The following is a 25,777-nucleotide window of genomic DNA, read 5'->3' as shown; positions in this document are numbered from 1 at the left end:
ACGCGCGAGGTGTGTTCGAGTGCCTCTCATTTTCCGTTCCGTACGGGACAATCGCTGCGTGACGTTGAAGATCCACATCGATGAGGGGGCCGCGCCCTACGAACAGGTGCGTGCCCAGATCTCCGAGCAGGCGCGGTCCGGCGCGCTGCCGGTCGGCTACAAGCTGCCCACCGTGCGGGGGCTGGCCGAGGAGCTCGGCCTCGCCGCCAACACGGTCGCCAAGGCCTACCGGGCGCTGGAGTCGGACGGGGTGATCGAGACGCGCGGCCGCAACGGGACGTTCGTCGCCGCGGCGGGCTCGGCGGCGGAGCGTGAAGCGGCGTCGGCCGCACAGGCCTACGCCGAGCGCGTGCACCGCCTCGGTCTCTCCGAGTCCGCCGCGCTGGACGCCGTACGGGATGCCCTGCGGGCGGCCTACGGGGACTAGGGCCTGTCTGACAATTCGCGTCGGATCAGACCGCGGCGTCTGGTGCCGTGCATCGCAAGGCGGAGGGTCGCCCTCGTACTGGGCGTACTTGGGCGTGCCCGACAACGCAGCGAGGTGCGGTGCCAGGCGTCGCGGGCCCGGCGGGAATTGTCAGACAGGCCCTAGGTCTGGGCTAGGGCCTGTCGGCCGGCGTGCGGGTCACCGTCAGGCCCGTTGTCCTTGCCGCGTGGGCGAAGGCCACCGAGTCGTGGATCGCCGCCGCGTTCGGGTCGTTGTTGAAGTACGCGTACACGTCGTGGTCGTCGGACCAGGCGTCCGTGACGCGCCGTACCCAAGTCGTCAGGGACTGCCGGCCGTAGCGCGGCCACGGCTGGGCGCGGCCCTCGTGGAAGCGGACGTAGCCCCAGTCGGCGGTCCGCCACAGGGGTGTCACGGGGCGGGCCAGCACATCGGCCCAGCACAGGGCGGCGCCCCGTGACTCGAGCACCTTGCGCACCTCCGGTGTCCACCAGGAGTCGTGGCGCGGTTCGACCGCGACCCGGACGCCGGCGGGGAAGCGGCGCAGGCACTCGTCGAGAAGGGCGGGGTCGGCGTGCAGTGTGGGCGGGAGCTGGAGCAGGACCGGGCCCAGGCGGTCGCCGAGCCCGGCGGCGTGGCCCAGCAGTCGGTCGACCGGCTCCGCCGGGTCGCGCAGCCGTTTGATGTGCGTCAGATAGCGGCTCGCCTTGAGGGCGACGACGAAGCCGGGCGGGGTGCGCTCCCGCCAGCTCTCGAAGGTCTCCCGCGACGGCAGCCGGTAGAACGCGTTGTTGATCTCGACCGTGGCGAACCGTGCCGCGTACTCCGCCAGCCACAGCCGCATCGGCACCCCGTCCGGGTACAGGACGCCGCGCCAGTCCTTGTACTGCCACCCCGACGTGCCGACGAACAGGGTCATACGACCATCAAAGCACCGCGCGCGGTGCCGGGCAGCTACAGATACAGCCCCGCGTCCGCGCCCTCCCGCTGGTCCGGCACCGATGTCGGCGTCGTGCCCCGGCGCAGCGCGTACAGCTCGGCCAGGGTCGCGCCGTCGCGGCCGACACCCTCCTCCGTGCCCAGCCAGCTCACCGCCTCCGGGCGGGTCAGCGCGCCGACCTCGATCCGGGCGAGGCAGCGGCCGGGACGGACCACGGCGGGGTGGAGGCGCTCGAGGTCCTCGTTGGTCGTGACGCCCACGAGCACGTTGCGGCCCTGCCCGAGGAGGCCGTCGGTGAGGTTGAGCAGCCGCGAGAGCGCCTGGCCCGCGGTGTGCTTGGCCTCGCCGCGGATCAGCTCGTCGCAGTCCTCAAGCAGGAGCAGCCGCCAGCGGCCCTTGCCCGTGCCGTCCTCCTCGCCGATCGCGATGTCCATCAGATAGCCGACGTCGGAGAAGAGCCGCTCCGGGTCGAGGACACAGTCCACCTGGCACCAGTCGCGCCAGGAACGGGCCAGGGTGCGCAGGGCCGAGGTCTTGCCCGTGCCGGGCGGGCCGTGCAGCAGCAACAGTCGGCCCGCGATGTCCTCGGGCGTCGTCTTCATCAGCCGGTCCATGGCGTCCGCCACCGGCCCGGTGTAGTTCGACCGCACCTCCTCCCACGTGCCCGCGGAGATCTGCCGGGTGGTGCGGTGCGGGCCGCGGCGCGGGGAGACGTACCAGAACCCCATCGTCACGTTCTCCGGCTGGGGTTCGGGTTCGTCCGCCGCGCCGTCCGTGGCCTGGTCGAGGATCTTGGCGGCCAGTTCGGTGCTGGTCGCGGTGACCGTGACGTCGGCGCCGCGGTTCCAGCGGGACACCAGCAGTGTCCAGCCGTCGCCCTCGGCGAGCGTGGCGCTGCGGTCGTCGTCGCGGGCCGAGCGCAGCACGCGGGCGCCCGGCGGGAGGAGCGTCGCCCCGGACCGTACGCGGTCGATGTTCGCCGCGTGCGAGTGCGGCTGCTCGCCCGTCGCGAAGCGGCCGAGGAACAGCGCGTCGACGACGTCCGACGGCGAGTCGCTGTCGTCGACGTTGAGCCGGATCGGCAGTGCGTCGTGTGGGTTGGCAGACATGCCGCCATGATCCGTCACGCGGGCGCCCCGTGCACCCGGTTTCCGCGGTGCGTCCTGTGTGTCGGCTGTGTCTGCCCGTATCCCCTCCGTCCTGTTACACGGCTGTGGTCTTACAAGACCTGTCCCACGGCCGATCCCCGCCGTTACTGTTGCCCTTGATGGGACGTCATGGGTGGAATTCGGGGGCACGGCGGTGGCGGCTCACCGCGCTGCTCGGCGTGGGAGTGGCCGCTCTGGCCCTGGTGGTGACCTTGCTCAACACCCTGCCCGGAGGCGGCGCGAGCACCGCGGGCACCACCCGCGACGGGGACAAGGTGCACGGCACCCCCGTCACCCCGCCCGAAACGCCGCAACCCGAGGTGGGCTGGGGCTTCACCCACACCCAGTACAGCGCCGACCAGAGCAGTGACACGGCCACCCGGCGCGTCGAGGGGCTGCTGCAGAAGCAGTCGCTGCCGCAGATTCAGCACATCATGGGCTGGGGGGCGGGCAACCCCGAACCCTCCAAGGGGCGCTACGACTTCTCCGAGATGGACCGCCGTATCGACTTCATGCGGAAGTCCGGCGGGACCCCGGTCGTCACCCTGTGCTGCTCCCCGGACTGGATGAAGGGCGGCAAGGCCGGCGCCAACAACACGAACTGGAGCCAGGCCGCCCTGGAGACCGCCCCGGACCGCGCCCACTACGCGGACTTCGCCGCGCTCGCCGCGACCGTCGCCAAGCGCTATCCGGACGTCCGTCACTTCATCGTCTGGAACGAGTTCAAGGGCTTCTGGAACGACGGCAAGGCCCGCTGGGACTACGAGGGCTACACCGAGCTCTACAACCTCGTCTACAAGGCGCTGAAGAAGGTCGACAAGGACATCCTGGTCGGCGGGCCCTACCTCGTCATGGACAGCGTCGACCCGCGCCAGACGGAGGACGCGTCGACGACCCTGAAAGGCACCTGGGGCACCATGGACCAGCGGGTCCTCGACGCCTTCGACTACTGGAACAAGAACAAGGTGGGCGCCGACTTCGTCGTCGTCGACGGCTCCAGCTACACCAAGGACGACGACCTGCTCCCGAACGAGTTCGCGGCCACCGACAAGTTCACCGCCGTCAGCCGGTGGGTGCGCGAGCAGACCCACGGACTGCCTCTGTGGTGGGCCGAGTACTACGTCGAGCCCGCCGACGGCAACGACGAGCGCACGGGCTGGTCCGAGGCCCACCGCGTCGCCGTCCAGGCCGCCGGCCTGATCGCGATGGCCCGCGGCGGCGCCACCTCCGGCTTCTACTGGAACCCGGAGAAGGAGAAGGGCACCGACTGCGCGGGCTGCCTGTGGACGCCGACCGACCGTGCCGGCGGCGGCGCGGCCCTGCCCATGCTCGACCTCGTCTCCCGCTTCAGCCGGGCGTTCGCCCCCGGCTCCACGTACGCGACGGTGTCCGTGGCCCCCGACGACGTGCCCAATGTCCGCGTGCTCGCCACCGACAAGGCCGTCCTGGTCGTGAACACCCTGAACCGGTCCATCAACGCGCAGGTGGACGGCAAGCGGTTCGACATGAAGGCCTACGAAGTGAAGTGGCTCACCCGCTGAACCCGTGATCCCGGATCCGGGTGAGCCACTTCGCCCGGCTGGGCGTCGTCCTGCCGTCCTACTTCATGGTCAGGAACCGCTGTACGAGCGAGGCCAGCAGCACCGCCAGCAGCGGCAGCGAGAACCAGAAGCTGCTCTGCAGCCACCGCAGCTGCCGCACACCCGGCCGCACCGCGACCCGTACGACCTCCCGTGCCGCCAGCATGATGATGAGCGCCACCGCCGCCAGCGCGCCGATGACCGACCACGGTGTCCAGGTGACCAGGGGACCGATCGGCCCCGGACTGGGCTCGAGCACCTTGCCCGCGGGCTGCTTGCGCAGCGCGTACATCGTCACGTCGTCGTTGACGAGGACCTTCTTCAGGTCCTGCCGGTCGTCGAGGTTGCGGATGAGCCGCGACTCCCAGGTCGCCGAGTAGCCCACGTCCATCTGGAGGTAGACCACCTGGCTGCGGTTGATCATCAGGTACGAGTTCGGGCCGGCGTCCCTGAGCGACTTGACCAGCCCGGACACCAGCACCGGGTCGCTCGGCGCCAGCGTCGGCACGTACTGCACCTTCTCCATGTCCCGGGTGCCCCACGGCATCGCGGGCGTCACGTTGTTGACCGTGTCGTTGCTCAGCCACAGCAGCCGTACGGTCGGCTTGTCGTGGGCGTACACGTAGTTCATGGCCGTGACCTCGCCCGGCCGGATCCGCTCGAAGGACTCGTTGCCCCAACGGGCCACCAGGAAGCCGCCCATGAGCAGCAGACCCGCCATGAGCGCGGCCAGCGGGGCGAGGCTCACCCGGTCCTTCTCCCGTTCCTTCGCGGTGACGCCGGTGCGCGGGAACAGGGCGAGGCCGGCCAGCAGCGCCGCCCCCGGCAGGGCGAACATGAAGACCCGCAGGGCCATCTCGCCGCCGTACGACTGCATGCCGAAGCCCAGGAACGGGACGAAGGTCAGGACGATCAGCGACCGCTCGCGGTACTTGTGGTCGCGCCGCCGCCACCAGCCCCAGCAGGCGAAGGCCATCACACCGCCGGCGAGCAGCACGCGCGCGTAGAGAACGAGTTTGTGCGTCGAACTGCCGCCCTGGATACGGCCGGAGACGGAGGTCGACACATTGCTGCCGACGCCGCCGACCCCGCCGAACAGGTCGTTGAAGTGCCCCGACCAGTACGGCTCGGCCATGAAGCCGATCCAGACCGAGACCAGCACGGCGAACAGGATCGGCAGCCCGCGCAGTTCGCAGCGGCCCACGAGGACGAGGACCGCGAGCACCCCGAGCATCACGAACGGGGTGAGCTGGTGTGCCGGGACGCTCGCCGCGAACAGGCCGATCAGCACCATGAGGAGCACGGCCCGCTGGCGCCGGTCGGTCGGCTCGACCTCCGCCTCGCCCGGGCGCACCTTCGCCCACAGCACACGCGGCGCCCGGAACCACACCAGGAGGATCGCCACGAAGACGAGGTAGAGGAGGTAGGTGAAGCCCTGGGGGGAGAAGTAGTCCTGGCCCACCCAGCCGCTCAGCACGAAGATCCAGATGCCGGTCCACTTGGCGCGCCAGCTCGCCCGCATCGAACGCACGAGCAGGAACATCGGCGCCAGGTAGAGCAGCTGCATGGTCAGCGGCCACCAGCGGATCACCTCGGTGAGGTCGCTGACACCGCAGGCCTTGGCGACGAAGGCGGCCCCCGCGAAGAAGCCCGGCCAGCTCCAGCGGGCGTCCAGGTCGGGTACCGCGGATCCGGTGCGGTCGATGTAGTCGATGAAGCCGAGGTGCTGCCAGGCGGTGGCGAACCGTGGCTCGGTCTCGATGACCGCGGGGAGCGCGTGCAGGGAGATCACGGTGGCGAGCAGGGTGATGAGCAGCAGGCCCCTGTGCTCGCGGTTCATCCAGAGCAGCGAGGCGAAGACCGTGATCAGGAGGGCCGCGCCGATCAGGGTGGGCAGCGGCAGGACGGAGATGAGGCCGAGGCCGCCCATCCTGTCGAGGGAGGCGTCGTCGAGGCCCAGTGCCGGGACCCAGTAGAGGAGCAGTGCGGAGATCAGCAGGAAGCCGAGGAGCACGCCGGGTTTGGAAGGGTGTCGTAGGCGTTCGCGCAGGGGTGGCGTGGTGTTGTCCGGCGGCTGCGGGTCGTCCGGGGCCGGGCGCGCAGGTCCCCGCGCCTGGGACGGGGCGCTGTCCGTGCCCTCTGATTCATAGGAGGCCGTTTCGAAGGGGGCGTCCACCTCCGGGGCCTCCGCCGGGCCCAGGGAAGCCTCCGAGCCCGGCTCCCGCGCCTCCACCGGCAGCCCCACTGAGGGAAGTTGCGGCTTGAGCGCCCAGGTCGGGCGGTGGTCGGGGCGTGCCTTGGGCGTGCCCGTGGGCGGGGTGCCGGGGCCCGGGCGGACGTCCGGGCGGCGTTCCTGGTGGTCGAAGTCGACGTGCACGCCGAGGGCGAGGGTGTCGGAGTCGAGAGCCCAGGCGGGTCCCCGCCTCGCCTCGCGAAGCCCCGCCGCGGCCACGTCGCGTGCCCCCAGGTCGGCGAGGTCACCGTCCGGCGCCGCGCCCGCCGGGAGTTCGGCGGGCGGAGCGGTCCGTACGATCTTGAACAGCTTGGGCGCGGCGATCGACACGATCACCGCGAGGCTGGAGATCTCCGCGACGCCCGCCCCGGTCAGGCCCATCCGGGGCAGCAGGATCACCGTCAGGCCGAGGACCAGGACGCACAGCAGGCCCTGCAGATAGGCGAGTCCGGAGGTGCGGCTCTGGGCGCGCAGCACCGCGAAGTACGTCTCCATGACGACCCGCAGCAGCGCGCCGACCGCGAACCAGCGCAGCAGCGGGGTCGCCGCGTGCGCGTAGCCGTCGCCGAAGACATGCAGGATGAACGGAGCCCCGACGAACAGCAGTCCGCACACGGGCAGCATGATCCGGGCCATGCGCTTGATCGCGGCCCGGGTGTTCGCGGCGAGCCGCGCGGGGTCGTGCGAGCCCTCGACGGTCAGCGAGGCGCCCATGTTGATGGCGAGCAGGTTGACCGTGCCGCCGATCGTCGTGGTGATGTAGAAGTACGCGTTGTCGGAGGAGCTGACCTGCGAGGCGACGATCACCGGGACGAGATAGACCACGGCGAGCGAGAAGAGCGAGCCGGTGTAGTCGCCGGCGAGGAAGCGTCCGACCTCCTTGAGCGTGGGCGGGTTCGCGCGCTCCTCGGTCGCCTTGATGTGCCGGGGGACCAGCCGCCGGAACACCAGCAGGCCGAGCGGTACCACCGACAGGGCGATCGCGGCGACCCAGGAGACGAAGACACCCGTCGTCGGGATCGCGGCGGCGAGCCCGACCAGCAGCGCCAGCTTCACCGCGGAGAACACGGTGTTGCCCACCGGCACCCAGAGCGCGCTGCGCAGTCCGGTCAGCACGCCGTCCTGCAGGGTCAGCAGCGACCAGGCGACGACCGCCAGGATGAAGCCGAGGCCGTTGAGCGGGCCGTGCAGGAAGCGGTACGAGGGTCCCCATGCGTTCAGCGTCAGCAGGAAGACCACGGCGGCCAGCGCCACGACCACCGAACTTCCCGCGTAGGTACGGAAGATGAGGCGTCCGGTGGCGCGGCCCGCGACGGGGATGAAGCGGGCAAGGGCGCCGGTCAGGGTCACCGCGGTCAGGCCCGCGAGGAGTTTCATCGCGGCGATCGCGGCGGAGCCCTGGCCGACCGCGGCGTCGGAGTAGTAGCGGGCGGCGACCAGCCAGTAGCCGAGCCCGAGCACCGCGGAGATCCCGGTGTTGAGCATCAGGGCGTAGGCGTTGCGGAAGAGTTGGTTGCCTCCGCCGCCGCCGTCCTTGCGGCCCCGGCCGGGCAGGCGGAGGCGGCGCCCGGGCCGCTGCTCGGGCGCCTCGGCGGTGGGCGATGAGGCCTGGGCTGTGGTCGTCGTGTCAGACACGGGAACGGATGGCCTTCCGGCGGACCTGTCGTGCTCTTCGGACCATGGCGTACCCCTTGGTCAGGGCGCGGTCCCGGACGAAATTGCGAGCGATCGCGCGGCCTTCGACGAGCCGCTCGAACTCCTCGATACCGGTGGTGCGGCGCACGGTCACGCGTTGCAGGGCGTACGGGCCCTGGCGGCGGAGCGCCAGGCCGTTGCCGACGGCGAGCGACTGGGCGAAGCCCGTCTCCCGCACCACCTGGCGCACCCGGCGGCTGGAGTAGCCGTAGGGGTACGCGAACGAGGCCGGGCGGCTGCCCAGCTCGTCGGCGATGATCTCCTTGCAGCGCAGCACCTCGAACCGCAGCGCGTCGTCGGAAAGCTGGTCCAGCTGCGGGTGTGTGTGGCTGTGCCCGCCGATCTCGACCTGCTCGGTGGCGAGTTCGCGCACCTGAGCCCAGCTCAGCATGGCGTCGAGGCCGCCTCCGGTGTCGTACGCGCCCTTGATCCACCCCGTCGAGACGAACAGCGTGGCGGCGAAGCCGTGCTTGGCCAGCACGGGCAGTCCGTGCCGGTGCACGCCCTCGTAACCGTCGTCGAAGGTGATCAGCACGGGTCGCTCCGGCAGCGGTCCGCCGGACCGCCAACGCGCTGCCAGCGCCGCCGTGTCGACGGGGGTGAACCCCTGGTCCCCGAGCAGTGCCATCTGCTCGGCGAACGCCTCGGGCCCCACGGACAGCTCACGCGTCGCGTCATTGGGCGCGGCGGCGATGGAGTGGTACATGAGGATGGGTACGGGAGCGTCCTTCACCGGCCCGCACCTCCCTCGCGCACCCGGCCCGCCGCCCCCTCGCGTCCCGGACCGCTCTCGGTCCCGTTCCCGATCTCGGCCACGGTGAACGTGGCGCCGCCCCTGCGGGCCCGGACGGTGCCGAGTACGTACCCGCCGGCCGCCGTCAGGACACCGGCCACGATGGCGCCCGCACGGCCCGCGCCGCCCGGGCGGGCGAGCAGGGTGTCGCGCAGCCCGCGGGCCACCCCGGCCGGCAGGACGCGGGTCGCGTAGCGGCGCTCCGACTCGAGGCCCTTGTCGGCGCCGACGCTCCGGGCGACCAGGGCCTTGGAGAGGCCCTCGGCATAGGCGCGGGTGCGGAAGTACGCGAAGTGCTCGCGTGGTTCCGGTACCCGGTGGTGGATGACCGCGCGGTCGTCGATCAGCAGGATCGCGTCCGGGCGGGCGCGGGTGAGGCGGATGCACAGCTCCGTCTCCTCGCAGCCCAGCGGACGCTTGTCGCCGTCGCGTCCGATGCCGGTCGCGAAGCCGCCCGCCGCGTCGAACGCCGTACGACGGAAAGAAGCGTTTCCGCCCAGGACGTTGCGGACCTGGACCCGGCCCGGCGGCAGCCCCTTGTACGTGCAGCCCACCACCCAGTCGAACTCCTCGGGGAACCAGGCGGGCCGGCGACCCGACGCCCAGATCGGCATCGTACGGCCGCCGACGGCCATGACCCGTGGGTCGGCGTATCCCGAGGCGAAGTGGCGCAGCCAGTCGCGCTCGGCCACGGCGTCGTCGTCGAGGAACGCGATGATCTCGCCGTGCGCGACGGCGATCCCGGTGTTGCGGCCCGCGGACAGGCCGCGCGGGCCCGCGTTGGCGAGCACCCGCACCGCGTCGGTCTCCTTGTACTCCCTGCTCAGCCGGTCGAGCAGGGTGGCGTTGTGGTCCACGACGAGGAGCGTCTCCAGGGCGGGCAGCGACTGCGCCCGCACCGAGGAGACCGCCGCGAGGATGTCCTCCCACCGGTCTTCGGTGTAGACGCAGATCACCACAGAGATGTCGGGACTGCTCAAGACACCTCTCCCTGGCCCGAGTCGAGCTGGGCGGCGTGCGGCCTGCGGCGCAGAGCACGCCGGTTGGAACGCTCACCCATGATCACCTTGAGCACCCTGAACCCGTCCCGCACGGCCCGCAGATTGCTCGTGCCGTGGATGCGGAGGTACTCGTGGCTGGGTATCTCCTGCACCTTGAGCCCGGCCTTGACCACCCGGATGTTCATCAGGGTCTCGACCTCGAAGCCGGTGCAGTCGAGTTCGATCTGGTCCAGGCAGTGCCGCCAGAACGCGTTGTAGCCGTAGCAGAGGTCGGTGTAGCGGGCGCCGAACTTGGCGTTGACGGCCGCGCACAGCACCCGGTTGCCCAGCTTGCGGATCGGTGTCATGTCGGAGGTGCCGCCGCCGTTGGCGAACCGTGACCCCTTGGCGAAGTCCGCCCCCGACACCAGCGCGGACACGTACGACACGATCTCGTGGCCGTCGGCCGAGCCGTCCGCGTCGACCATCACGATGATGTCGCCGGTGCACGCCTCGAATCCGGTGATCAGGGCGTCGCCCTTGCCCTTTCCCTGCTGCTCGACGACCTTGACGTCGGGCCACAGTTCACGGGCCACCTCGACGGTGTTGTCGGTGGAATTGCCGTCGACAAGAACCACTTCATGTATCCAGGCGGGAAGGGTCTTGAAGACGTACGGGAGGTTCTCCGCCTCATTCATGGCGGGGATCACGACACTCACCGGTGGCGCGATGGCCAGGTGAGAGGAGATCGGCCGGTATTTGCCGGCCATTAACGGATCTTCGCCCGATACGGCTGGGCGCAGGACTGAGCTCATGAGTCTGGTCCCTCTCGTCCGGTGGACCGCCCGCCCCTGGGCGGTCCGGCTTTTAGTCCGGTTCGAAAGGGGGGTTCTCACTTACGGCATGACGAAATGGATCTCCGTGCATGCCGGGTGAGCTGGCAAAGCTGGCCGATTCCGAAGGCGGAAGTCCGAAGACGGAACCCCGAGGACGGAATTCCGGATGCGGAAACCGGTCGCGCGGCACGACTCGGCACAAGTGTGGTCACCGAGCACGGCACCCCCCTACCGCGCCCCGCGCCGGACCCTCTTCGCGATCTTGAGCCCTCCCCTAGATCGCATGTGCGTGATGGTCCGATGCGGGTGAGATGTATGACGGTATTGACGATTGCGTCCATATGGCAAGGCCTGGAACGACGTCTCACGTTTTTGTTGGTTTGGCCGTTACCTGATGACTCGAACTGATTTTCCCCGTCCGCTTGCGCAGTCGTCGTGCCACCACCAGAAGGAGAACAAGAGAGCTGATCGCCGTCACGGCCACGATTCCGCCATGGACCGACCACCGGTGCACCGCCAGCATGCCCTGGGCGACAAGGAGGTCGACGGCGATCGCTCCCGCGACGGACGTCACCGTGCGGGCGAAGGGATCCAGCCCGCGCAGCGCGGCCCCGATGGCGGCTCCTGGTGCGGCGAGCAGGAAGAAGAGCGTGAACGGGCCGCGCAGGGAAGAGCCCACGTCGGCGAGCGCGAGTACCGCGCCGACCCCCGCGACGGCCACCGCCATGCCCGCGAGCAGCGGGACCAGGTCCCTCCCCGGATCCTGTCCCGACCGCTGGTCACTGTCTGATGAAGGTGACTTGATGCCTATGGTCTGCATTGGCGACTTTGCCCCCTGAAGCGCCGGATGCCGGGCTTCAATGTCGCGCAGCGGGCTGGGGGCCGTCAAGACGCGGTGGGCACTCATGGGGCCTTCTTGGTCGACTTCAAACATGGAGCGCGAGTGTTCACCGCTTGTTCCCCGGAGGCGCCGGCCGCTTCCGGGGAACAAGCGTTGTGGGGCAAGCGGGTTGAGGTGTCGCGCGGGGTGATCTTCGGCGCGACCCGTATCGATGCGCGGCATGGGGCAGTCATCCAGGCTTCGGTGCAAGGGAGTTGACGCTCCGTCAAAACAGTGGGCGAAGGCCGTAGAGGTCGAAAAGTCTTGGCATGGACACTTCCTGTCAACACGCGTAGCTGCTACGACAGTTGTGGCAGAGATCCTGCTAAAGGGAGGTTCCATGAGACGTTCCCGAATTACGGCATACGTGACCTCACTCCTCCTCGCCGTCGGCGTCGCCCTCACCGGGGCCGCGACGGCGCAGGCGTCCGGAACCGTCGCGGCCACCGGCTACGTGGCCCTCGGCGACTCCTACTCGTCCGGTGTCGGCGCGGGCAGCTACATCAGCTCCAGCGGCGACTGCTTGCGCAGCACCAAGGCGTACCCCTACCTCTGGGCCGCCGCCCATTCACCGTCGTCGTTCGACTTCACGGCCTGCTCGGGCGCCCGTACGGGTGATGTCCTGGCGAACCAGCTGGGCCCGCTCAGCTCCTCCACCGGCCTCGTCTCCCTCAGCATCGGCGGAAACGACGCGGGCTTCGCGGACGTCATGACGACGTGCGTGCTCCAGTCCGACAGCGGCTGCCTGTCCCGCATCGCCACCGCCAAGGCATACGTCGACTCCACGCTCCCCGGCCAACTCGACTCCGTCTACTCCGCGATCAGCTCGAAGGCGCCCGCCGCCCATGTGGTCGTCCTCGGCTACCCCAGGTTCTACAAACTGGGCGCGACCTGCCTCGGCCTCTCCGACACCAAGCGCGCCGCGATCAACGGCGCCGCCGACTACCTGGACAGCGCCATCGCCAAGCGCGCCGCCGACCACGGCTTCACCTTCGGCGACGTCAGGAGCACCTTCACCGGTCACGAGCTCTGCTCCGGCAGCGCCTGGCTGCACAGCCTGAACCTGCTGAACATCACCGAGTCGTACCACCCCACCGCGGCCGGCCACTCCGGCGGCTACCTGCCGGTCTTCACCTCGGCCGTCTGACCGCCCCTCACGGAGACGTGGAAGCGGAGGCCTCGTCCGACGGGGTCTCCGTCACACACGTCACCGAGAACGGCACCGAGTTGGACGTCGTCCGGACGGGGCTGCGCACCTCCACGCTGATCTCGTTCTGGAAGGTCCCGCTCGCGTTGTACGTCGTCAAGAAGATCGACTTCTGTTTGGTCCTGTCACCGTCCGACGAGAACGACAGGGTCTTCCAGCCCGGGTCGGACACCTCGCCCGTCTTCAACACCCAGCGGTACTGGACGTCCACCGGTACACGGCCCACCCTGAAGGTCGCCGTGAAGGTCGGCGCCTGGGCCTGGGGCGGCGGGCAGGAACCGGAGTAGTCGGTGTGCGCACCCGCGACCGTCACCTGCACGGACTGCGCCGGCGGCGAGCTCGTACGAGCGCTGCTCGACGGACTGGCCGAGGGCGTGGAGCCGCCCGGGGCGGCCGTGTTGCCCTTGCTGCTGCTCGCGGACGGCGAACTCCCGCCGCCGGAACCGCTCTTGGTGCCACTCCCGCTGCTGCTGTCGTTGCTGCTCCCGCCGCCGTTGTCACGGTTGATCAAGGCGTACGTCAGTCCGCCCAGGGCGAGCGCGAGCGCGATCACGCCCGCGATCACGGCGGCGGCCGCGCGCCGGCTGCGTACGGGCTCCGTGGAGGTGGGGGTGTCGGTGTGCGGCGGATACGGCGTGTAACCCGGCTGCGGTCCCTGCGGAGAGGTCCGGGACGGCTGCGTGGGAGGTCCGAATCCCGGCGGCGGCTGCGCGGGCTGGGAGAACGAGGAGATCGTCGGCGACTGGGTGGTCGGCGACGGCGGTCCCGCGGCCGGGAAGCCGCCCGCGGCGACGAGCCGCAGATCGCTCTCCGCCTGCGCGGCGCTCAGCCGCTCGGCCGGGTCCTTCCTCAGCAGACCCTCGATCACGGGCGCGAGCGGCCCCGCGCGGCGCGGCGGCGGCAGGGGCTCGTCGACGATGGCCCGCAGAGTGCTCAGCGGGGTGTTGTGACGGAAGGGCGAGTTGCCCTCGACCGTCGCGTACAACAGGACGCCGAGCGACCACAGGTCGGACTCGGGCCCGGGCGTACGGCCGAGCGCCCGCTCGGGGGCGAGGAACTCGGGCGAACCGATGACCTCGCCCGTCATCGTCAGCGCAGAACTGCCCTCGACCGTCGCGATACCGAAGTCCGTGAGGATGACCCGGCCCTCGTTCGACAGCAGCACGTTCGCCGGCTTCACATCGCGGTGCAGCACCCCGGCCTCGTGCGCGGCCCGCAGGGCGGAGAGCACCTCGGCGCCGATGTCGGCGGCGCGCTGCGGCGACTGCGGGCCCTCGGAGTCCAGCAGGTCGGACAGGGCGATGCCACGGACGAGTTCCATGACGATCCAGGGGCGGCCGTCCTGCGTCGCCACGTCGTACACCGTCACCACATTGCGGTTCGCGACCCGGGCCGCGGCCCACGCCTCGCGCTCCAGCCGGGCGTACATCCGCTCCACGTCGTGCGCCGGGATCCCGGCGGGCGCACGGACCTCCTTGACGGCGACCTCGCGGTGCAGCACCTCGTCACGGGCGCGCCACACGGTCCCCATACCGCCCTCGCCCAAGGGGGAGAGGAGGCGGTAGCGGCCCGCGATCACACGTTCACTGCCCGGCTCTTCGGACACGGGTGTCCCCCATTCGTATCCGCTGTGCATCCGCGTGATGTCTCTTCGCGATGTCTCTTCGCGTGATTTCCCCACAAAAGTAGCTCAGCCGAGTGCGGATGCCGCCCCCTTGAACACCAATCCAGCCCCAAGAGCGACGACGATCAACGCCGAGCCCAGGGGGGCGGTCCTGCGGATCAGGGCCGCCTTCGGTCCCCCTGCCCACCGGGGACGCTTCGCCAGTGCCCGGTTCATCCCGTCGCCCAGTTTGACGACGGCGAACCCGGCCGCCGTGAGCGTCAGGGCGAGACCGACGCCGTACGCCAGGACGAGAAGGAGGCCGAACCACGCCTGTCCCAGCGCCGCCGCGCCCACCAGGACGACCACGGCGGAGGGGCTGGGCACGAGTCCGCCGGCGAATCCGAGCAGGATCGTCCCGCGGAGAGTGGGGGCCACCTCGTGGGTGTGGGTGAAGCCGCCGTGGGTGTGTTCGAGGGTGGGGGAGACGGCGGGGTCGTGCGAGTGGGGGTGGGGGTGCGCGTGATCGTGGTGGTGGCCGTGAGCATGGTCGTGGCCGTGGTCGTGGGAATGTCCGCGCTCGTGCCCGTGGGGGTGCGGCCTGCTGTCCGTCGCTGCCGTCGCGGCGGAAGCGTGGGCGTGGGCGAGGACCAGGGGGCGTTCGCGCTCTTCCGCGTGCTCGTGGCCCTGCTCGTGCTCGTGCTCGTCAGCGTGGCTGTGCACGTGGTGGTCATGGGCGTGATCGTGCGCGTGTCCGTGGGTGTGGTCGTGGGCGTGCTCAACTCCGGGTCGCCGCGGCCGGTTGCGCCAGGCCCGGCGTACGAGCGTGGCACCCGCGAAGGTCACCAGGACGCCGCTGGCGATGCCGAGCCACGCGATCACGGAGGGCGCCGCGGCCGAACCGGCCGTCACCAGGAGGCCGAGGGCGACCACGCCCAGGGTGTGGGTGACCGTGACGGAGGCGGCCAGCGGCAGTACGTCCCGCAGCCCCGCCTTGCCGCCGCGCGCCGCGGCCGTCGCGGCCATCAGGGTCTTGCCGTGACCGGGCGCGAGCGCGTGCATCGCGCCCAGGAACACGGAGATGAGCAGGGCCAGCGCGGCGAAGCCGACGGTGAGGTGATGGTGGGCCACCAGGTTGTTCAGCGCCTCGGTCCAGCGGTCGGCGCCCCGGGGCAGTATGGAGGCGCCGGGGGCCTGCGACCGCTCCTCGACGAGGGCGGGGCCGCCGGGGCGAATCCGCAGGGACGCGGTCGCGGTGTCGGCGGGGGAGGAGAGCAGCGCCTTGGGGTAGCTGGTCAGTTCGTGCGACACCGACTTGGTCGGTACGTCCGAGGCGGTCAGCGTCATCCGGTCGCCGCGCGCGGTGATCTCGCGCCAGCCGGGTCCCCGGTCGGCACCGGCGCTGTGGAAGCCGAGCGAGACCGTGCCCTGCGCGGGCAGCGCGGCCGTCAACCGGCACTCCACGCGCAGGGTGTTGAGTCCGGCCTGTCCGGGGCGCAGCTTCGCCCGGCTCGTGGCGACGGAGAGCGCGGCGGGATGTCCGTCGACGGTGACCTTGCTGCCGTTCGCGGCCGTCTCGCAGCGCTGCCGGGCCCAGTCCGTCATACCGAGCTTCTCGAGGTCGGGCTTGGCCTGGGTGGCCGGGATCTCGGCGAGGTCCTCGACGTGGTCGACGCGCAGCTGCCCGGGAGCGGCGACGAGTCCGTCGTACCGGTTGACGGTGAAGTTGCCGAGCGGATGCGCGCTCGCGGCCCCGGTGGGGACGAGGACGAGGGCGCAGGCGGCGGTGAGGACGGCCGCGCAGGAGGCGAACAGCCGACGCGACCTCACCCCCGGGGACTTCGCCCGCCGGCCGCGCGTGCGAAGGGGCTTCACTTGGCCTCCCCCAGAGCCTCGCGGGCCGCACGGGCACCCAGGGGTGAGAAGCCCGCGTTCAGGTCGAGGGCCGACTTCAGCGAGGCGTGGGCCTCCTTCTCATGACCGGTGGCGCGCTCGATCATGCCGCGGTGGTAGAGGAAGGACGCGTTGCGGTAGCCGGTGACCGTGGCCTGACGGGCGTACGGCAGAGCTTCCTTGTCGCGGCCGTTGACGTGCAGCGCCCAGGCGAGCGCGTCCGCGGTGTGCACGGTGTGGCGGCGCGCCCACTCGGCGCGGGCCGCCTTGAGCGCGTCCCCCCGGTTGCCGTGGTCGGCGGCGGCGAGGGCGGTGTCCAGATCGGCGTTGACACCGTAGGAGTGGGCCAGCGAGACCCAGGCGGTCACCAGGGCGTACTGGTCGTGGGCCTTCTGTGCGTCGCCGGCCCGGCCGCGCGCCTCGTACAACTCACCCAGTTCGACGAGCGGTTGGGGGAGCGGATAGCGCTCCACGACCTGTTCCATGCCCTTGATCGCCGCCGCCTGGTCGCCCAGCGCGGCCTGGGCGCGGGCGCGGCCCTCGAGAGCGGGGAGGTAACTGTCGTCGGCGGCCAGGGCTCGGGCGTAGTACTTCAGCGCGGAGTCGTAGTCGCCCTGGTTCCAGGCGAGTTGGCCGAGCGCCGCCGCCACGTAGGAGACGTCGCCCCGGCTCGTCGCCGTGCCGAGTGCCTGCTGAAGGACGCGGCGGGCGGTCTTCACATCGCCGCGCAGCTCGTGGACGTAGGCGTACCGGGTGAAGACGGGGACGCCCGGTCGGCGCGAGTCGGCCAGGTCGGCGGCCTTCGAGGCGTCGGCGTAGCGGCCGAGTTCGACGAGCGCGTCGATACGGGAGGAGAGGGCGCGCTCGCTGTACGGGTTCTCCTTCAGCACCTTGTCCGCGTAGGTCAGGGCGCCGGTGAAGTCGTGCCGCGCCGCGGCGAGGGCGGCACGGCCGGCGAGCGCCGACTCGTTGTCGGGACGCAGCTTCAGGGAGCGGTCCAGTGCCTGCTGCGCCTGGGGGTAGCGGGAGGGGTCGCCCTTGGTGCGGGCCTGCTCGACGTAGGCGAGTCCGAGGGTGGCCCAGCTGTCGAAGTCCTTGGGCTGGGTGCGGAGATGGGCCTGCAGCGAGGTGATGCTGGCGTCGAGGTTCCCGCCGGCCAGCAACTCCGGTGACACGGCGCCGGTCGTGGCGGCGACCGCGGTGCCCGAGCCGTCCCGCAGAGCCCCGACGATCACGGCCCCGGCGGTGAGAGCGAGGGCCAACGAGGCGGCGCAGAGGCCGAGTTGGACCGCCCGCCAGCGACGTGTCGAGGCGGATACCCGCCGGACGGCGGCGACGCGTTCGTCGGCCACGGGCAGGTCTTCCTCGGGTTCGGGGGCACCAGCGTCCTGTGGAGGCGGCGGACCGGCCTTGGCTGGTCGCGCAGTTCCCCGCGCCCCTGAAGGGGCGCTCCGCCCAGGCCCCTGTTCGTCGGCGGCCGTCGTCACCTCGTCGGGCTCGCCCTCCGGCGCGCCCTCGTTCGTACGCGGGGACATGCCCTCTCCTCAAAGTCCTGGGGGTGAACGGTCGTCGTGGGGGTGGGGCGGCGCGGCCCGCGGTGTGGGGGGTGGTGGGGTGCGGGCCGCGCCAGTCGGTGGACCGGGCCCGGTCAAGGGGCCCGGTCGGCAGGGCCGGTCAGTAGGCCCGGTTGTACATGCGGCGGCGCCACCACATGACGCCGGCGCCGATCAGCAGGACCCCGGCCACGCCCGCCGCCGCGGAGCCCGCGATCAGCATGATGTTCGTGCTGCCGGAGCCCGTCTGCAGGGCGTCACCCAGCTGGTTCTTGACGTTGCTTCCGGCGCCCTTCGCCAGCGGTCCGCGTGAACCCGAGGTGGGCTCGGCCACGTAGGGGAACGACTTCTCGAAGCTCTTGTCGTTCTTGTCGACCGAGTCCGACAGGCCGGTCTTCTGGCCGAGGAGCTCGCCCTCGACGACCCGCAGCGAAGCGTCGATCACGTCGTCGGCGAGCCGACGCCCGTTCGGGAAGCCCGCGTTGTCGCCGTCGAGCACACCGAGCCGCTTGGGGTGCATGCTGGGCTTGATCGAGGTGTTGAGTCGCAGCTCCTCCGCCGGGCGCACCTTGGGCGGCTGGTTGAGGCCCTTCACGCCCTTCAGGAACACGTCGACCAGGTCGTTGCGCGGCTCGGCGGGCGCCTTGATCTTGTAGATCGCCTCGATGAGCTTGGGCAGTTCCGGGTTGGTCACGTTCTTCAGGAACTGCGCGTCGTCCCAGGGCGAGGACGCGTTGAACTTGTCCTTGTCCTTCTGCGGGTTGACGACCTCGTTGACCAGCGGGCTGCCCAGACGCGAGACCTGCGTGTAGTAACCGCGGGCGTCCTTGCGCTGGACGGTGGACCAGATGCCGACGATCGGCTGGTGCGACGACTCCTGGATCATGTAGTTGGGCACCTGCAGGGCCAGCGTGTTGACGTTGTAGCCCTTGAGCGTGTCACGCCCGACCTCGGACAGGTTGCCGCCGTACAGCAGGTCGAAGACCCGCAGATCGGCGAAGAACGGGTCGTCCGCCTGGCCGGCGAAGGTCGTCGAGTCGCCCGCGAGCTTGTACACGGCCTGGTTGCGCAGCTTCGTGTAGTCCGGCATCGACGCCTTGCCGACGTTCGACGGCGCGACCGGGATGTCGTCCGCGACCTTCGTCTTGGAGACCAGCTTCTGGTTGTGCAGTCGCAGCAGATCGATGTCGTAGGTCTGCGTGATGTTCAGGTCCGGGTCGTCGAGGCTGTTGACCGGGCCCGTGTTGTAGAGGAACGTGTCGCCGTTCTTGCGGTGCGTCTTGAAGGTGTACCGGTACACCAGCTCGCTCTGCGCGTCACCGTTGTTGTCGATGTGGATGTCGTACTGGGCGTCGTCGGCGAACGTGTAGAAGTTCGGCCCGCCGGCCGGCTCCTCGAAGGGTATGAAGTTCGCGATGACCGTCGTTGTGTCCGGCTTGTCCGGGCTGACGAAGGCGTACAGGTCGGTGTTGTCGTACTGGGGAGTGCCCGAGATGAGCGGGGCCTCCCGGTGACTGGAGGCGGAGGCCGCCCCGGGGTCCAGCGCGGCTACGCCGGCGGCTACGAGCCCCCCGGCAGCCAGCGCACCGCAGACGAGGGTCGCGAGACTCCTGCGTCCCAAGCCACTCCTGGAGATAGGTGTCATGCCGTCCGTCCTCAGTTCCCAATTGCCTGACGCACGCCATTCGGAGCGGTCGCCGGGGTGGATTGGTCGAATCCCAAACGTTCTTACGGCGGGTTTCGCGGCTCGTTTCATCGTCGGGCCGGTTTCTTTCACGGCGTTCTCAGAGACCCCTCATCACTCTTTGGCAACCGACCCGCGTTTTGACTGTCGTGATCCGTAACCCATCCGGAGGCGCTCGCGCTGCGAACATGTAGGTGCAGGGACAGGCCGCGCGCGGCCGGAGAGGGGGGAACGAGTGGAGGCGGACGAACTTCTGGTGCTCGTGGCCGGAGGCGACCAGAAGGCATTCGAGGAGCTGTACGGACAGGTGTCCGGGCCCGTGTTCGGACTCGTACGCCGTGTGGTGCGGGACGCGGCCCAGTCGGAGGAGGTGGCCCAGGAGGTGTTGCTCGAACTCTGGCGCTCCGCCGCGCGGTTCGACCCCGGCCGGGGCAGTGCCCTGTCCTGGATCCTCACCCTCGCGCACCGCCGGGCCGTCGACCGGGTCCGCAGCGCCCGCGCGGCCACCGAACGCGAGCAGCGCGAGGGGCAGCGCGCCCATCATCCCGCCTTCGACCAGGTCGCCGAGGAGGTGGAGGCCGGGCTCGAACGCGAGTGGGTGCGCCGCTGCCTGGAGCGGCTGACCACTTTGCAACGGCAGTCCGTCACCCTCGCCTACTACGACGGCTACACCTATCGCGAAGTCGCCGAACGCCTCTCCCTGCCGCTCGGCACGGTCAAGACACGGATGCGCGACGGACTGACACGGTTGCGCCACTGCCTGGGGGGTGTGGCATGAGCGCGCGTCGAACACCGCGCCACGGGGACGGCGTGCCGGCCCGTCAGCCTGCGGCGCCGGATCGAGAGTTCGCCCATCGGTCTGCGGCGCTGGTTCAAGAGTTCGCCCGTCAGTCGGCCGCGCCGGATCAAGAGTTCATCTCCCGGCCTGCCGTGCCGGACCCCGAGTTCGCTCGCCAGGGCCGTGCTCCACACCCGCGGCGCCTTTCCCCCGGCTCCCGACACCCCCGTATCCGCGCCCTGGAACTGCCCAGCCGCGCCCCGCACCCCCAGGGAGGCGTCGTATGAGCGTCCTCGACCGTCTGCTGCGCCGCGATCTGCACTCGCTCGCCGCCCCCTACGCCCTCGACGCGCTGGAACCCGACGAACGCCGTCGGTTCGAGCGTCATCTGCAGGGCTGCCCCCGGTGCGCGGCCGAGGTGCGGGAGCTGGGCGAGGACGCGGTCCGGCTCGCCTGGTCCACCACGGCACCCGCCCCGGCCGCCCTGCGCGACCGGGTCCTGACCGCCGTACGCACGACTCCTCAAGAGGCGCCGGACCCGTCGCACCCCGCCCACCCGTCGCAGGCGTTGCCGAACGGAGTGCCCCGTGGGCGCGCGGCGCACGGGCCCGCGGCGCACGGGCCCGCGGCGCGCGGCCGGACTCCGCGCTTCCGGTCGCTGCTCGCCCCGCTCGCCACCGCCACCGCCGCCGCGGCGCTCGTCGTGGCGTCCCTCTTCGCGGTGCAGGCGACACAGACCCAGGACAAGCTGGACCAGGAGCGGGCCCAGGCACGTGAGATCGCCCACGTTCTGGCGGCCCCCGACGCCCGGGCGACGAGCGACCGGGATGCACAGGGCCGCGGAATCGGAGTGGTCGCCTCCGCATCGGAGCGGCGCGCCGTCGTGACCTTGAGCGGACTTGCCACTCCGTCAGGGGGGCGCGTGCACCAGTTGTGGCTCATGCGCCCCAACGTGCAACCGCGCTCCCTCGGGCTCTTCGAGGGCGACACGCCCTTGATCGCCGACGGACTGAACACCAACGCCACGTCACTCGCTGTCACCGTCGAGCCGCAGGGGGGCTCGGCACAGCCCACCACCACGCCAGTTGCGCAACTCGCCCTGAAATCGGTTGGATTCGGAGAGTAACCGTCAACACCCTTACGGGGAAGGTGAATCCTGCCACCGTGATACACGAGTGCCACGCGGGAGCGATAGGGTTAGCCTGCCCGGGCCGGGTGGACTCGTACGGGTGGGGAGAGACATGGAACAGATAACAGTGCGCAGCAGGGCACGTGTCCCTGCGATCACCTGCGGGAGCAGCGCGACCAGTTCGCGCCTCGACCGCCATCTGGCGGTGCTGGGCGGCCCTGCCGTCCCGCAGCGCGAGACGGCCGAGGCGACTTCGCTGATGCGTGAGCTCACCGCGCGTGACACCGCGCGCGACAGCAGCGGGAGGGGCGCGCGCGTACGGCGGGTCTCGCTCTTCGCCCCCCTGAAGCGGCTGCGTCGTTCGCTGTTCGGCGGCCACTAGTACGGTCGCGCGGTACTCGAACCCGCGCTCGGGCGACCACACCGCCCCGGCGTAAGCGCTGCGTTCTCGCCGCCCGTCGTCCCCACGGCACGCAGCGCCGCCCCGGTGTGTTCCCGGAGCGCGGGTGCACCCCCGTTCGTCATTTCGTGCGCCTCGTTCCCACCCGGCGGCGCGCGATGGCTCTCGTCTTCCCCTCCTCCCGGCCCTCGGTCGTCGTCAACCCCGGATGTCCGAGCCCCCGTTGGGGTTCATCGCGCCCCGGTCGCGTACCGGCGCACGGCGAGCGGCACGAACACCGCGAGAATGACGGCGCACCAGGTCAGCGCCCCGGCCACCGGATGCGTCACCGGCCAGGCCCCCTCGTCCGGCACCGGTGCGTTCCCGAAGAGGTCCCGCAGTGCCGTGGTCACCGCGCTGATGGGATTCCACTCGGCCACCGTGCGCAGCCAGCCGGGCAGGTTGTCGGTGGGGATGTACGCGTTCGACAGCAGCGGCAGGATGAATGTCGCGCCGCCCAGTTGCCCGGCCGCCTCCTCGCTCTGTGAGGCGAGCCCCAGCACGATGCCGATCCATGTCGTCGCGAACCGGAAGAGCAGCAGGAGTCCGACGCCGGCCACCGCCCGGAGCGCCGACCCCTCGATCCGCCAGCCCACGGCCAGCCCGACCAGCATCAGCGGCACCGTGCCCACGGCGGTGACCACGAGGTCCGCGAGCGCCTGTCCGAGCGGCACGGCGGCCCGGCTCATCGGCAGGGTGCGGAAGCGGTCCATCACGCCCCGGTGCGAGTCCTGGGCGGCCTGGAACATGCCGGTCATGATTCCGTTGGCGGCGGTCGCCACCAGCAGTCCCGGCAGCAGGAAGGCGCGGTACTCCTGTCCGGGTGTCGCGAGGGCGCTGCCGAAGACATAGCCGAAGAACAGCAGCATCGTGATCGGCATGGACTGGGTGAGGATCAGCAGCCCGGGATTGTGCCGGATCCGCCGCAGGTGGCGCCCCAGCATCGCGGTCCCGTCGTACGCCAACGTGCTCATGTCACAAGCTCCTTGCGGTCGGTGCGGCCTCCGGTGAGGCGCAGGAAGACGTCGTCGAGCGTCGGCGGGCGCAGGCTCGCGTCGAGCAGTGGCACCCCCGCGGCGTCGAGTTCACGGACGAGCCGGGGCAGGGTCAGTGTCGGATCGGTGGTCACCGCCCCGACCGCGTGCCGCTCCGGGGCGAACGCCGGTTCGGAGCCGGTGAGCCGGTCGAGCACGGCCGCCGCGCCGGGCATCGCGTCGGTGTGCGCGACGACGACCTCCGCGTACGAGCCGATGAGCGCCTTGAGTTCGGCGGGTGATCCGGTGTGCGCGACCCGGCCGTGGTCCACGAGCGCGATGTCGTCGGCGAGCCGGTCGGCCTCCTCCAGGTACTGCGTGGTCAGCACCACGGTCGTGCCCTCGCCCCGCAGGGCGCGCACGGCCTCCCAGATCTGGTTGCGGCTGGCCGGATCGAGCCCGGTGGTGGGTTCGTCGAGGAAGAGCACCTCGGGGCGGCGGATCAGGCTCGCCGCGAGGTCGAGGCGGCGCCGCATACCGCCCGAGTAGGTGGACGCGGGCCGGTCGGCGGCCTCGGCGAGCCCGAAGCGTTCGAGGAGTTCACCGGCGCGTGCCGCGGCGTCCCGCATCCGGTGCAGCCGCGCGAACAGCCGCAGGTTCTCCCGGCCGGTGAGGTCGCCGTCGACGGAGGCGTACTGCCCGGTGACCCCGATGGCGCCGCGCACCGCGGCCGCCTCCCGTACGAGGTCGTGCCCGGCGACCCGCGCGGACCCCGCGTCGGGTCGCAGCAGCGTGGTGAGCAGGCGCACCGCCGTGGTCTTGCCCGTGCCGTTCGGTCCGAGCACCCCGCAGACGGTGCCCTCGGCCACCGCGAGATCGAGCCCGCGCACCGCGTGGACGACCTCCCCCTTGGTGGCGAAGCTCTTCTCCAGACCTTCACTAAGTACGGCGTACGTAGTTGTCATGGGGCGACCATAGCGCACTACGTACGCTGTACGTAACTAGGATGGTGGCGAGGTGATCGACGACATGACAGGGCGCAGTGCCGTACCCGAAGTGATCTGGGCCCGCCCCGAGCGCGCGGGTCGTGGTCCGCGGGCGGCCTACAGCCGGGCGGACATCGCGTCCGCCGCGGTGCGGATCGCGGACGCGGACGGGCTCGACGCGGTCTCGATGCGGCATGTGGCCACCGAGCTGGGCTGCGGCACGATGTCGCTGTACAACTACGTCCCGCGCAAGGAGGACCTGTACGAGCTGATGGTTGACGCCATCAGCGGTGAGCACGACTCCTGGGAGCCGACGGGCGACTGGCGCGCCGACATGCTCCGGGTCGCCCATCAGACCCGTGCCCTCATGCACCGCCACCCGTGGCTGCCGCGCCTGATGTCCCCGGTCTACGGCTTCAGCCCCAACGCCCTGCGCTACCTGGAGCACTGCCTCGTCTGCCTCGACCCGCTGGACGCGTCGTACGGCACGAAGATGGAGCTGATCGCGATGCTCAACGGCGTGGTGACGACGTACGTCGGCAACGAACTGGCCACCGCCGAGCGCACCCGCTCGCTGCCCTGGTCCGCGGAGCAGGAGCAGGCGATGCGGAGCGCCTACCTCGGCAGCCGGATCGCGACCGGCGCGTATCCGCGGATGGCGGCCGCCTTCACCGAGGACGCGGGCCCGATCGACCTGGAGGCGGTGTTCGAGCGGGCGCTGAGACGGATGCTGGACGCGTTCGAACCGAAGGGGTAGATCTACGCGGCTGTCGGACCTACGGGGTCAGATGAGCGCGAACTGCCCTTCTGGGCCCTCTTCGTGATGATCGAGGACGGACGCGGGCCGGTGCGCCGCCTTCGGAACCGGCAGCACGCCCGCCTCGCGCAGCTCGGTCCGCGTGATCGGCGTGCCGGTCGTCAACTCGGCAGGCTGGGGGCGGAGTTCCGCGAGCAGTGTCAGTACCGTGACGATTTCCAGCAGCTCGGACGTCCAGGCCTGCGGCCAGCCAACGGTCCGGATCGCCTCCAGAGTGCCCGGCTCGGGTGGTTCCACCGCGTCGGTCCTGGCCGCGAACCACTGCTCCAGGACGCGCACTCCGCCCACCTCGAAGTCCCAGGCCTCCGGCGGCACGGGCGAGATGCGGCCCTCGTCGAGGAGGAGGGCCTCCTCGTCGCGGTCGTAGCGCACGTCGACGGGGCGCGACGGGAGCGGGGCGCGGACGTAGGGGCGGCGGCCCCCGGGGAGCTTGGGGCGCTCGCCGTCGCGGCGCATCAGCCACAGCATCCGGCGCCCCAGCCCGACGCCGTGTGCCCACGCCTGCGGGTCCGCGGTGAGCGGGACGGCACACCCGTCACGGCCCGACCGAGCGACCGCGACCGTCCAGGCGAGGACGTCGACGGGGTCGGGGGAGTGGCCGAGGCGAGTGCCGAGGTGCTCCAACAGGCCGGGCGCCAGATTCGGTTCGCGGCCCCCGGGGCGCCGGTGGAGGGGGCGGACACGGCCGCCACGACCGGCGCTCAGCGGCAGCACGGACGCGACCAGCAGCACCGGCCCCGACGTGTCCGGCACCGCCGTCTGCTCCACCACGAACATCTGCCGCTCGTCGGCCACCCGCCACAACTCGGGGCGCGCCGCGTCGATCAGCCGGTGGTCCGGGATCAGCCACTGCTCGTCGAAGGGGCCGTGCAGGACGCGGACCGGCTCCGGACAGGGTCCCGACTCCCGCTCCAGCCGGGCCGTCCCGCCGGCCTGCCCCGGCAGCTGTCCGACGGCCGAGTGCGTGGTGCGCGAGCGCGTCGGGCCGAACAAGGCCTCGCGGGCCGGCCCCTCGGCCTTCATCAGCGTGTCCCAGCGCGCCTTCAGGGACGCCGCGTCGGGCGCCGTCGGCCACCCCCGGCCCAGCCTCGGCGGTGCGACGGACCACGGCATGAGGTCCGCGAGCAGCGGAGCGTCGTCGTGCGTCACGCCCGGCATCGTACGACGTGGGCGCCGCGCACCGG

Annotated in this window: 21 protein-coding genes; 7 read left to right on the top strand and 14 right to left on the bottom strand. The window is 71.0% G+C overall.

The features are described 5' to 3' along the window. Positions 1-58 precede the first annotated feature (58 nt). A complete protein-coding gene (locus ACZ7M2_RS37990) occupies positions 59-427 on the top strand; it encodes a GntR family transcriptional regulator (protein WP_177324034.1) in 369 nt (122 codons plus the stop codon). A 172-nt stretch (positions 428-599) separates the two neighbouring features. Here ACZ7M2_RS37990 and ACZ7M2_RS37985 read toward each other — a convergent pair whose 3' ends face one another. Both ACZ7M2_RS37985 and ACZ7M2_RS37980 read right to left on the bottom strand, forming a co-directional pair. Beyond that, positions 600-1,364, bottom strand: a complete 765-nt coding sequence (locus ACZ7M2_RS37985) for a DUF72 domain-containing protein (RefSeq protein WP_471599145.1) — start codon at positions 1,362-1,364, stop codon at positions 600-602. A 35-nt stretch (positions 1,365-1,399) separates the two neighbouring features. After that, positions 1,400-2,494: a DUF5925 domain-containing protein gene (locus tag ACZ7M2_RS37980; RefSeq protein WP_054231066.1), complete on the bottom strand. Its 1,095-nt coding sequence runs from the start codon at positions 2,492-2,494 to the stop codon at positions 1,400-1,402. Positions 2,495-2,652: 158 nt separating this feature from the next. On the opposite strand from ACZ7M2_RS37980, the gene ACZ7M2_RS37975 reads away from it, so the two are divergent. Further along, positions 2,653-4,074 carry a GH39 family glycosyl hydrolase gene (locus tag ACZ7M2_RS37975; protein WP_471599144.1) on the top strand — a complete coding sequence of 474 codons (1,422 nt, stop codon included), beginning with the start codon at positions 2,653-2,655 and terminating at the stop codon, positions 4,072-4,074. A gap of 58 nt (positions 4,075-4,132) precedes the next feature. On the opposite strand, the gene ACZ7M2_RS37970 is transcribed toward ACZ7M2_RS37975, so the two are convergent. The 5 genes from ACZ7M2_RS37970 to ACZ7M2_RS37950 all read right to left on the bottom strand — a co-directional run bounded on the left by ACZ7M2_RS37970 (position 4,133) and on the right by ACZ7M2_RS37950 (position 11,584). Beyond that, a complete protein-coding gene (locus tag ACZ7M2_RS37970) occupies positions 4,133-7,981 on the bottom strand; it encodes a lipopolysaccharide biosynthesis protein (protein WP_471599143.1) in 3,849 nt (1,282 codons plus the stop codon). Further along, complete coding sequence (locus ACZ7M2_RS37965; RefSeq protein ID WP_471599142.1) at positions 7,974-8,774, bottom strand: polysaccharide deacetylase family protein; 801 nt, start codon at positions 8,772-8,774, stop codon at positions 7,974-7,976. The genes ACZ7M2_RS37970 and ACZ7M2_RS37965 overlap by 8 nt, the downstream gene beginning before the upstream one ends. Then, positions 8,771-9,814, bottom strand: coding sequence for a glycosyltransferase family 2 protein (locus ACZ7M2_RS37960; protein WP_471599141.1), 1,044 nt, complete (start codon positions 9,812-9,814; stop codon positions 8,771-8,773). Before ACZ7M2_RS37960 ends, ACZ7M2_RS37965 begins: the two co-directional genes overlap by 4 nt. After that, positions 9,811-10,629, bottom strand: a complete 819-nt coding sequence (locus tag ACZ7M2_RS37955; RefSeq protein ID WP_054231071.1) for a glycosyltransferase family 2 protein — start codon at positions 10,627-10,629, stop codon at positions 9,811-9,813. The genes ACZ7M2_RS37960 and ACZ7M2_RS37955 overlap by 4 nt, the downstream gene beginning before the upstream one ends. 385 nt (positions 10,630-11,014) lie before the next feature. After that, positions 11,015-11,584 carry a hypothetical protein gene (locus ACZ7M2_RS37950; RefSeq protein ID WP_471599140.1) on the bottom strand — a complete coding sequence of 190 codons (570 nt, stop codon included), beginning with the start codon at positions 11,582-11,584 and terminating at the stop codon, positions 11,015-11,017. 286 nt (positions 11,585-11,870) lie between these two features. Between ACZ7M2_RS37950 and ACZ7M2_RS37945 the strand changes: the two genes are divergently transcribed. Continuing rightward, on the top strand, positions 11,871-12,677 hold the full coding sequence (locus ACZ7M2_RS37945; protein WP_471599139.1) for an SGNH/GDSL hydrolase family protein: 807 nt from the start codon (positions 11,871-11,873) through the stop codon (positions 12,675-12,677). A 7-nt stretch (positions 12,678-12,684) separates the two neighbouring features. On the opposite strand, the gene ACZ7M2_RS37940 is transcribed toward ACZ7M2_RS37945, so the two are convergent. The 4 genes from ACZ7M2_RS37940 to ACZ7M2_RS37925 form a co-directional block, all read right to left on the bottom strand. Next, positions 12,685-14,343, bottom strand: coding sequence for a serine/threonine-protein kinase (locus ACZ7M2_RS37940; protein WP_471599138.1), 1,659 nt, complete (start codon positions 14,341-14,343; stop codon positions 12,685-12,687). 84 nt (positions 14,344-14,427) lie between these two features. Then, entirely contained in the window at positions 14,428-16,170 is a 1,743-nt protein-coding gene (locus ACZ7M2_RS37935; protein WP_471599204.1) for an urease accessory protein UreH domain-containing protein, read from the bottom strand. A gap of 41 nt (positions 16,171-16,211) precedes the next feature. Next, the gene (locus ACZ7M2_RS37930; protein ID WP_471599137.1) at positions 16,212-17,768 is read right to left on the bottom strand and encodes a tetratricopeptide repeat protein; all 1,557 of its coding nucleotides are present in this window, start codon (positions 17,766-17,768) and stop codon (positions 16,212-16,214) included. Positions 17,769-17,907: 139 nt separating this feature from the next. Further along, on the bottom strand, positions 17,908-19,431 hold the full coding sequence (locus tag ACZ7M2_RS37925) for a DUF4331 domain-containing protein (protein ID WP_471599136.1): 1,524 nt from the start codon (positions 19,429-19,431) through the stop codon (positions 17,908-17,910). A 274-nt stretch (positions 19,432-19,705) separates the two neighbouring features. Here ACZ7M2_RS37925 and ACZ7M2_RS37920 point away from each other — a divergent pair, with 274 nt between their 5' ends. From ACZ7M2_RS37920 to ACZ7M2_RS37910, 3 genes are all read left to right on the top strand, one after another. Next, positions 19,706-20,248, top strand: coding sequence for a sigma-70 family RNA polymerase sigma factor (locus ACZ7M2_RS37920; RefSeq protein WP_352050947.1), 543 nt, complete (start codon positions 19,706-19,708; stop codon positions 20,246-20,248). 283 nt (positions 20,249-20,531) lie between these two features. Continuing rightward, positions 20,532-21,374, top strand: coding sequence for an anti-sigma factor (locus ACZ7M2_RS37915; protein WP_471599135.1), 843 nt, complete (start codon positions 20,532-20,534; stop codon positions 21,372-21,374). Positions 21,375-21,489: 115 nt separating this feature from the next. Further along, positions 21,490-21,759, top strand: coding sequence for a hypothetical protein (locus tag ACZ7M2_RS37910; protein WP_471599134.1), 270 nt, complete (start codon positions 21,490-21,492; stop codon positions 21,757-21,759). A 248-nt stretch (positions 21,760-22,007) separates the two neighbouring features. Here the strand turns inward: ACZ7M2_RS37910 and ACZ7M2_RS37905 are convergent, their stop codons facing one another. Together ACZ7M2_RS37905 and ACZ7M2_RS37900 are read right to left on the bottom strand one after the other, a co-directional pair. Continuing rightward, entirely contained in the window at positions 22,008-22,790 is a 783-nt protein-coding gene (locus tag ACZ7M2_RS37905; RefSeq protein WP_471599133.1) for an ABC transporter permease, read from the bottom strand. Further along, positions 22,787-23,755: an ATP-binding cassette domain-containing protein gene (locus ACZ7M2_RS37900; RefSeq protein ID WP_471599132.1), complete on the bottom strand. Its 969-nt coding sequence runs from the start codon at positions 23,753-23,755 to the stop codon at positions 22,787-22,789. Before ACZ7M2_RS37900 ends, ACZ7M2_RS37905 begins: the two co-directional genes overlap by 4 nt. Before the next feature lie 64 nt (positions 23,756-23,819). Here ACZ7M2_RS37900 and ACZ7M2_RS37895 point away from each other — a divergent pair, with 64 nt between their 5' ends. Beyond that, positions 23,820-24,533 (top strand): TetR/AcrR family transcriptional regulator, encoded by a 714-nt coding sequence (locus ACZ7M2_RS37895; RefSeq protein WP_471599131.1) that lies wholly within the window; start codon positions 23,820-23,822, stop codon positions 24,531-24,533. 27 nt (positions 24,534-24,560) lie between these two features. Here the strand turns inward: ACZ7M2_RS37895 and ACZ7M2_RS37890 are convergent, their stop codons facing one another. Then, positions 24,561-25,751, bottom strand: a complete 1,191-nt coding sequence (locus ACZ7M2_RS37890; RefSeq protein ID WP_471599130.1) for a type ISP restriction/modification enzyme — start codon at positions 25,749-25,751, stop codon at positions 24,561-24,563. Between the last annotated feature and the right edge of the window lie 26 nt (positions 25,752-25,777).

The sequence above is a fragment of the Streptomyces sp. NPDC111507 genome, from assembly GCF_055638955.1.
The sequence above is the reverse complement of the archived record's forward strand: the minus strand, read 5'-3'. Positions and strand labels throughout refer to the sequence as shown.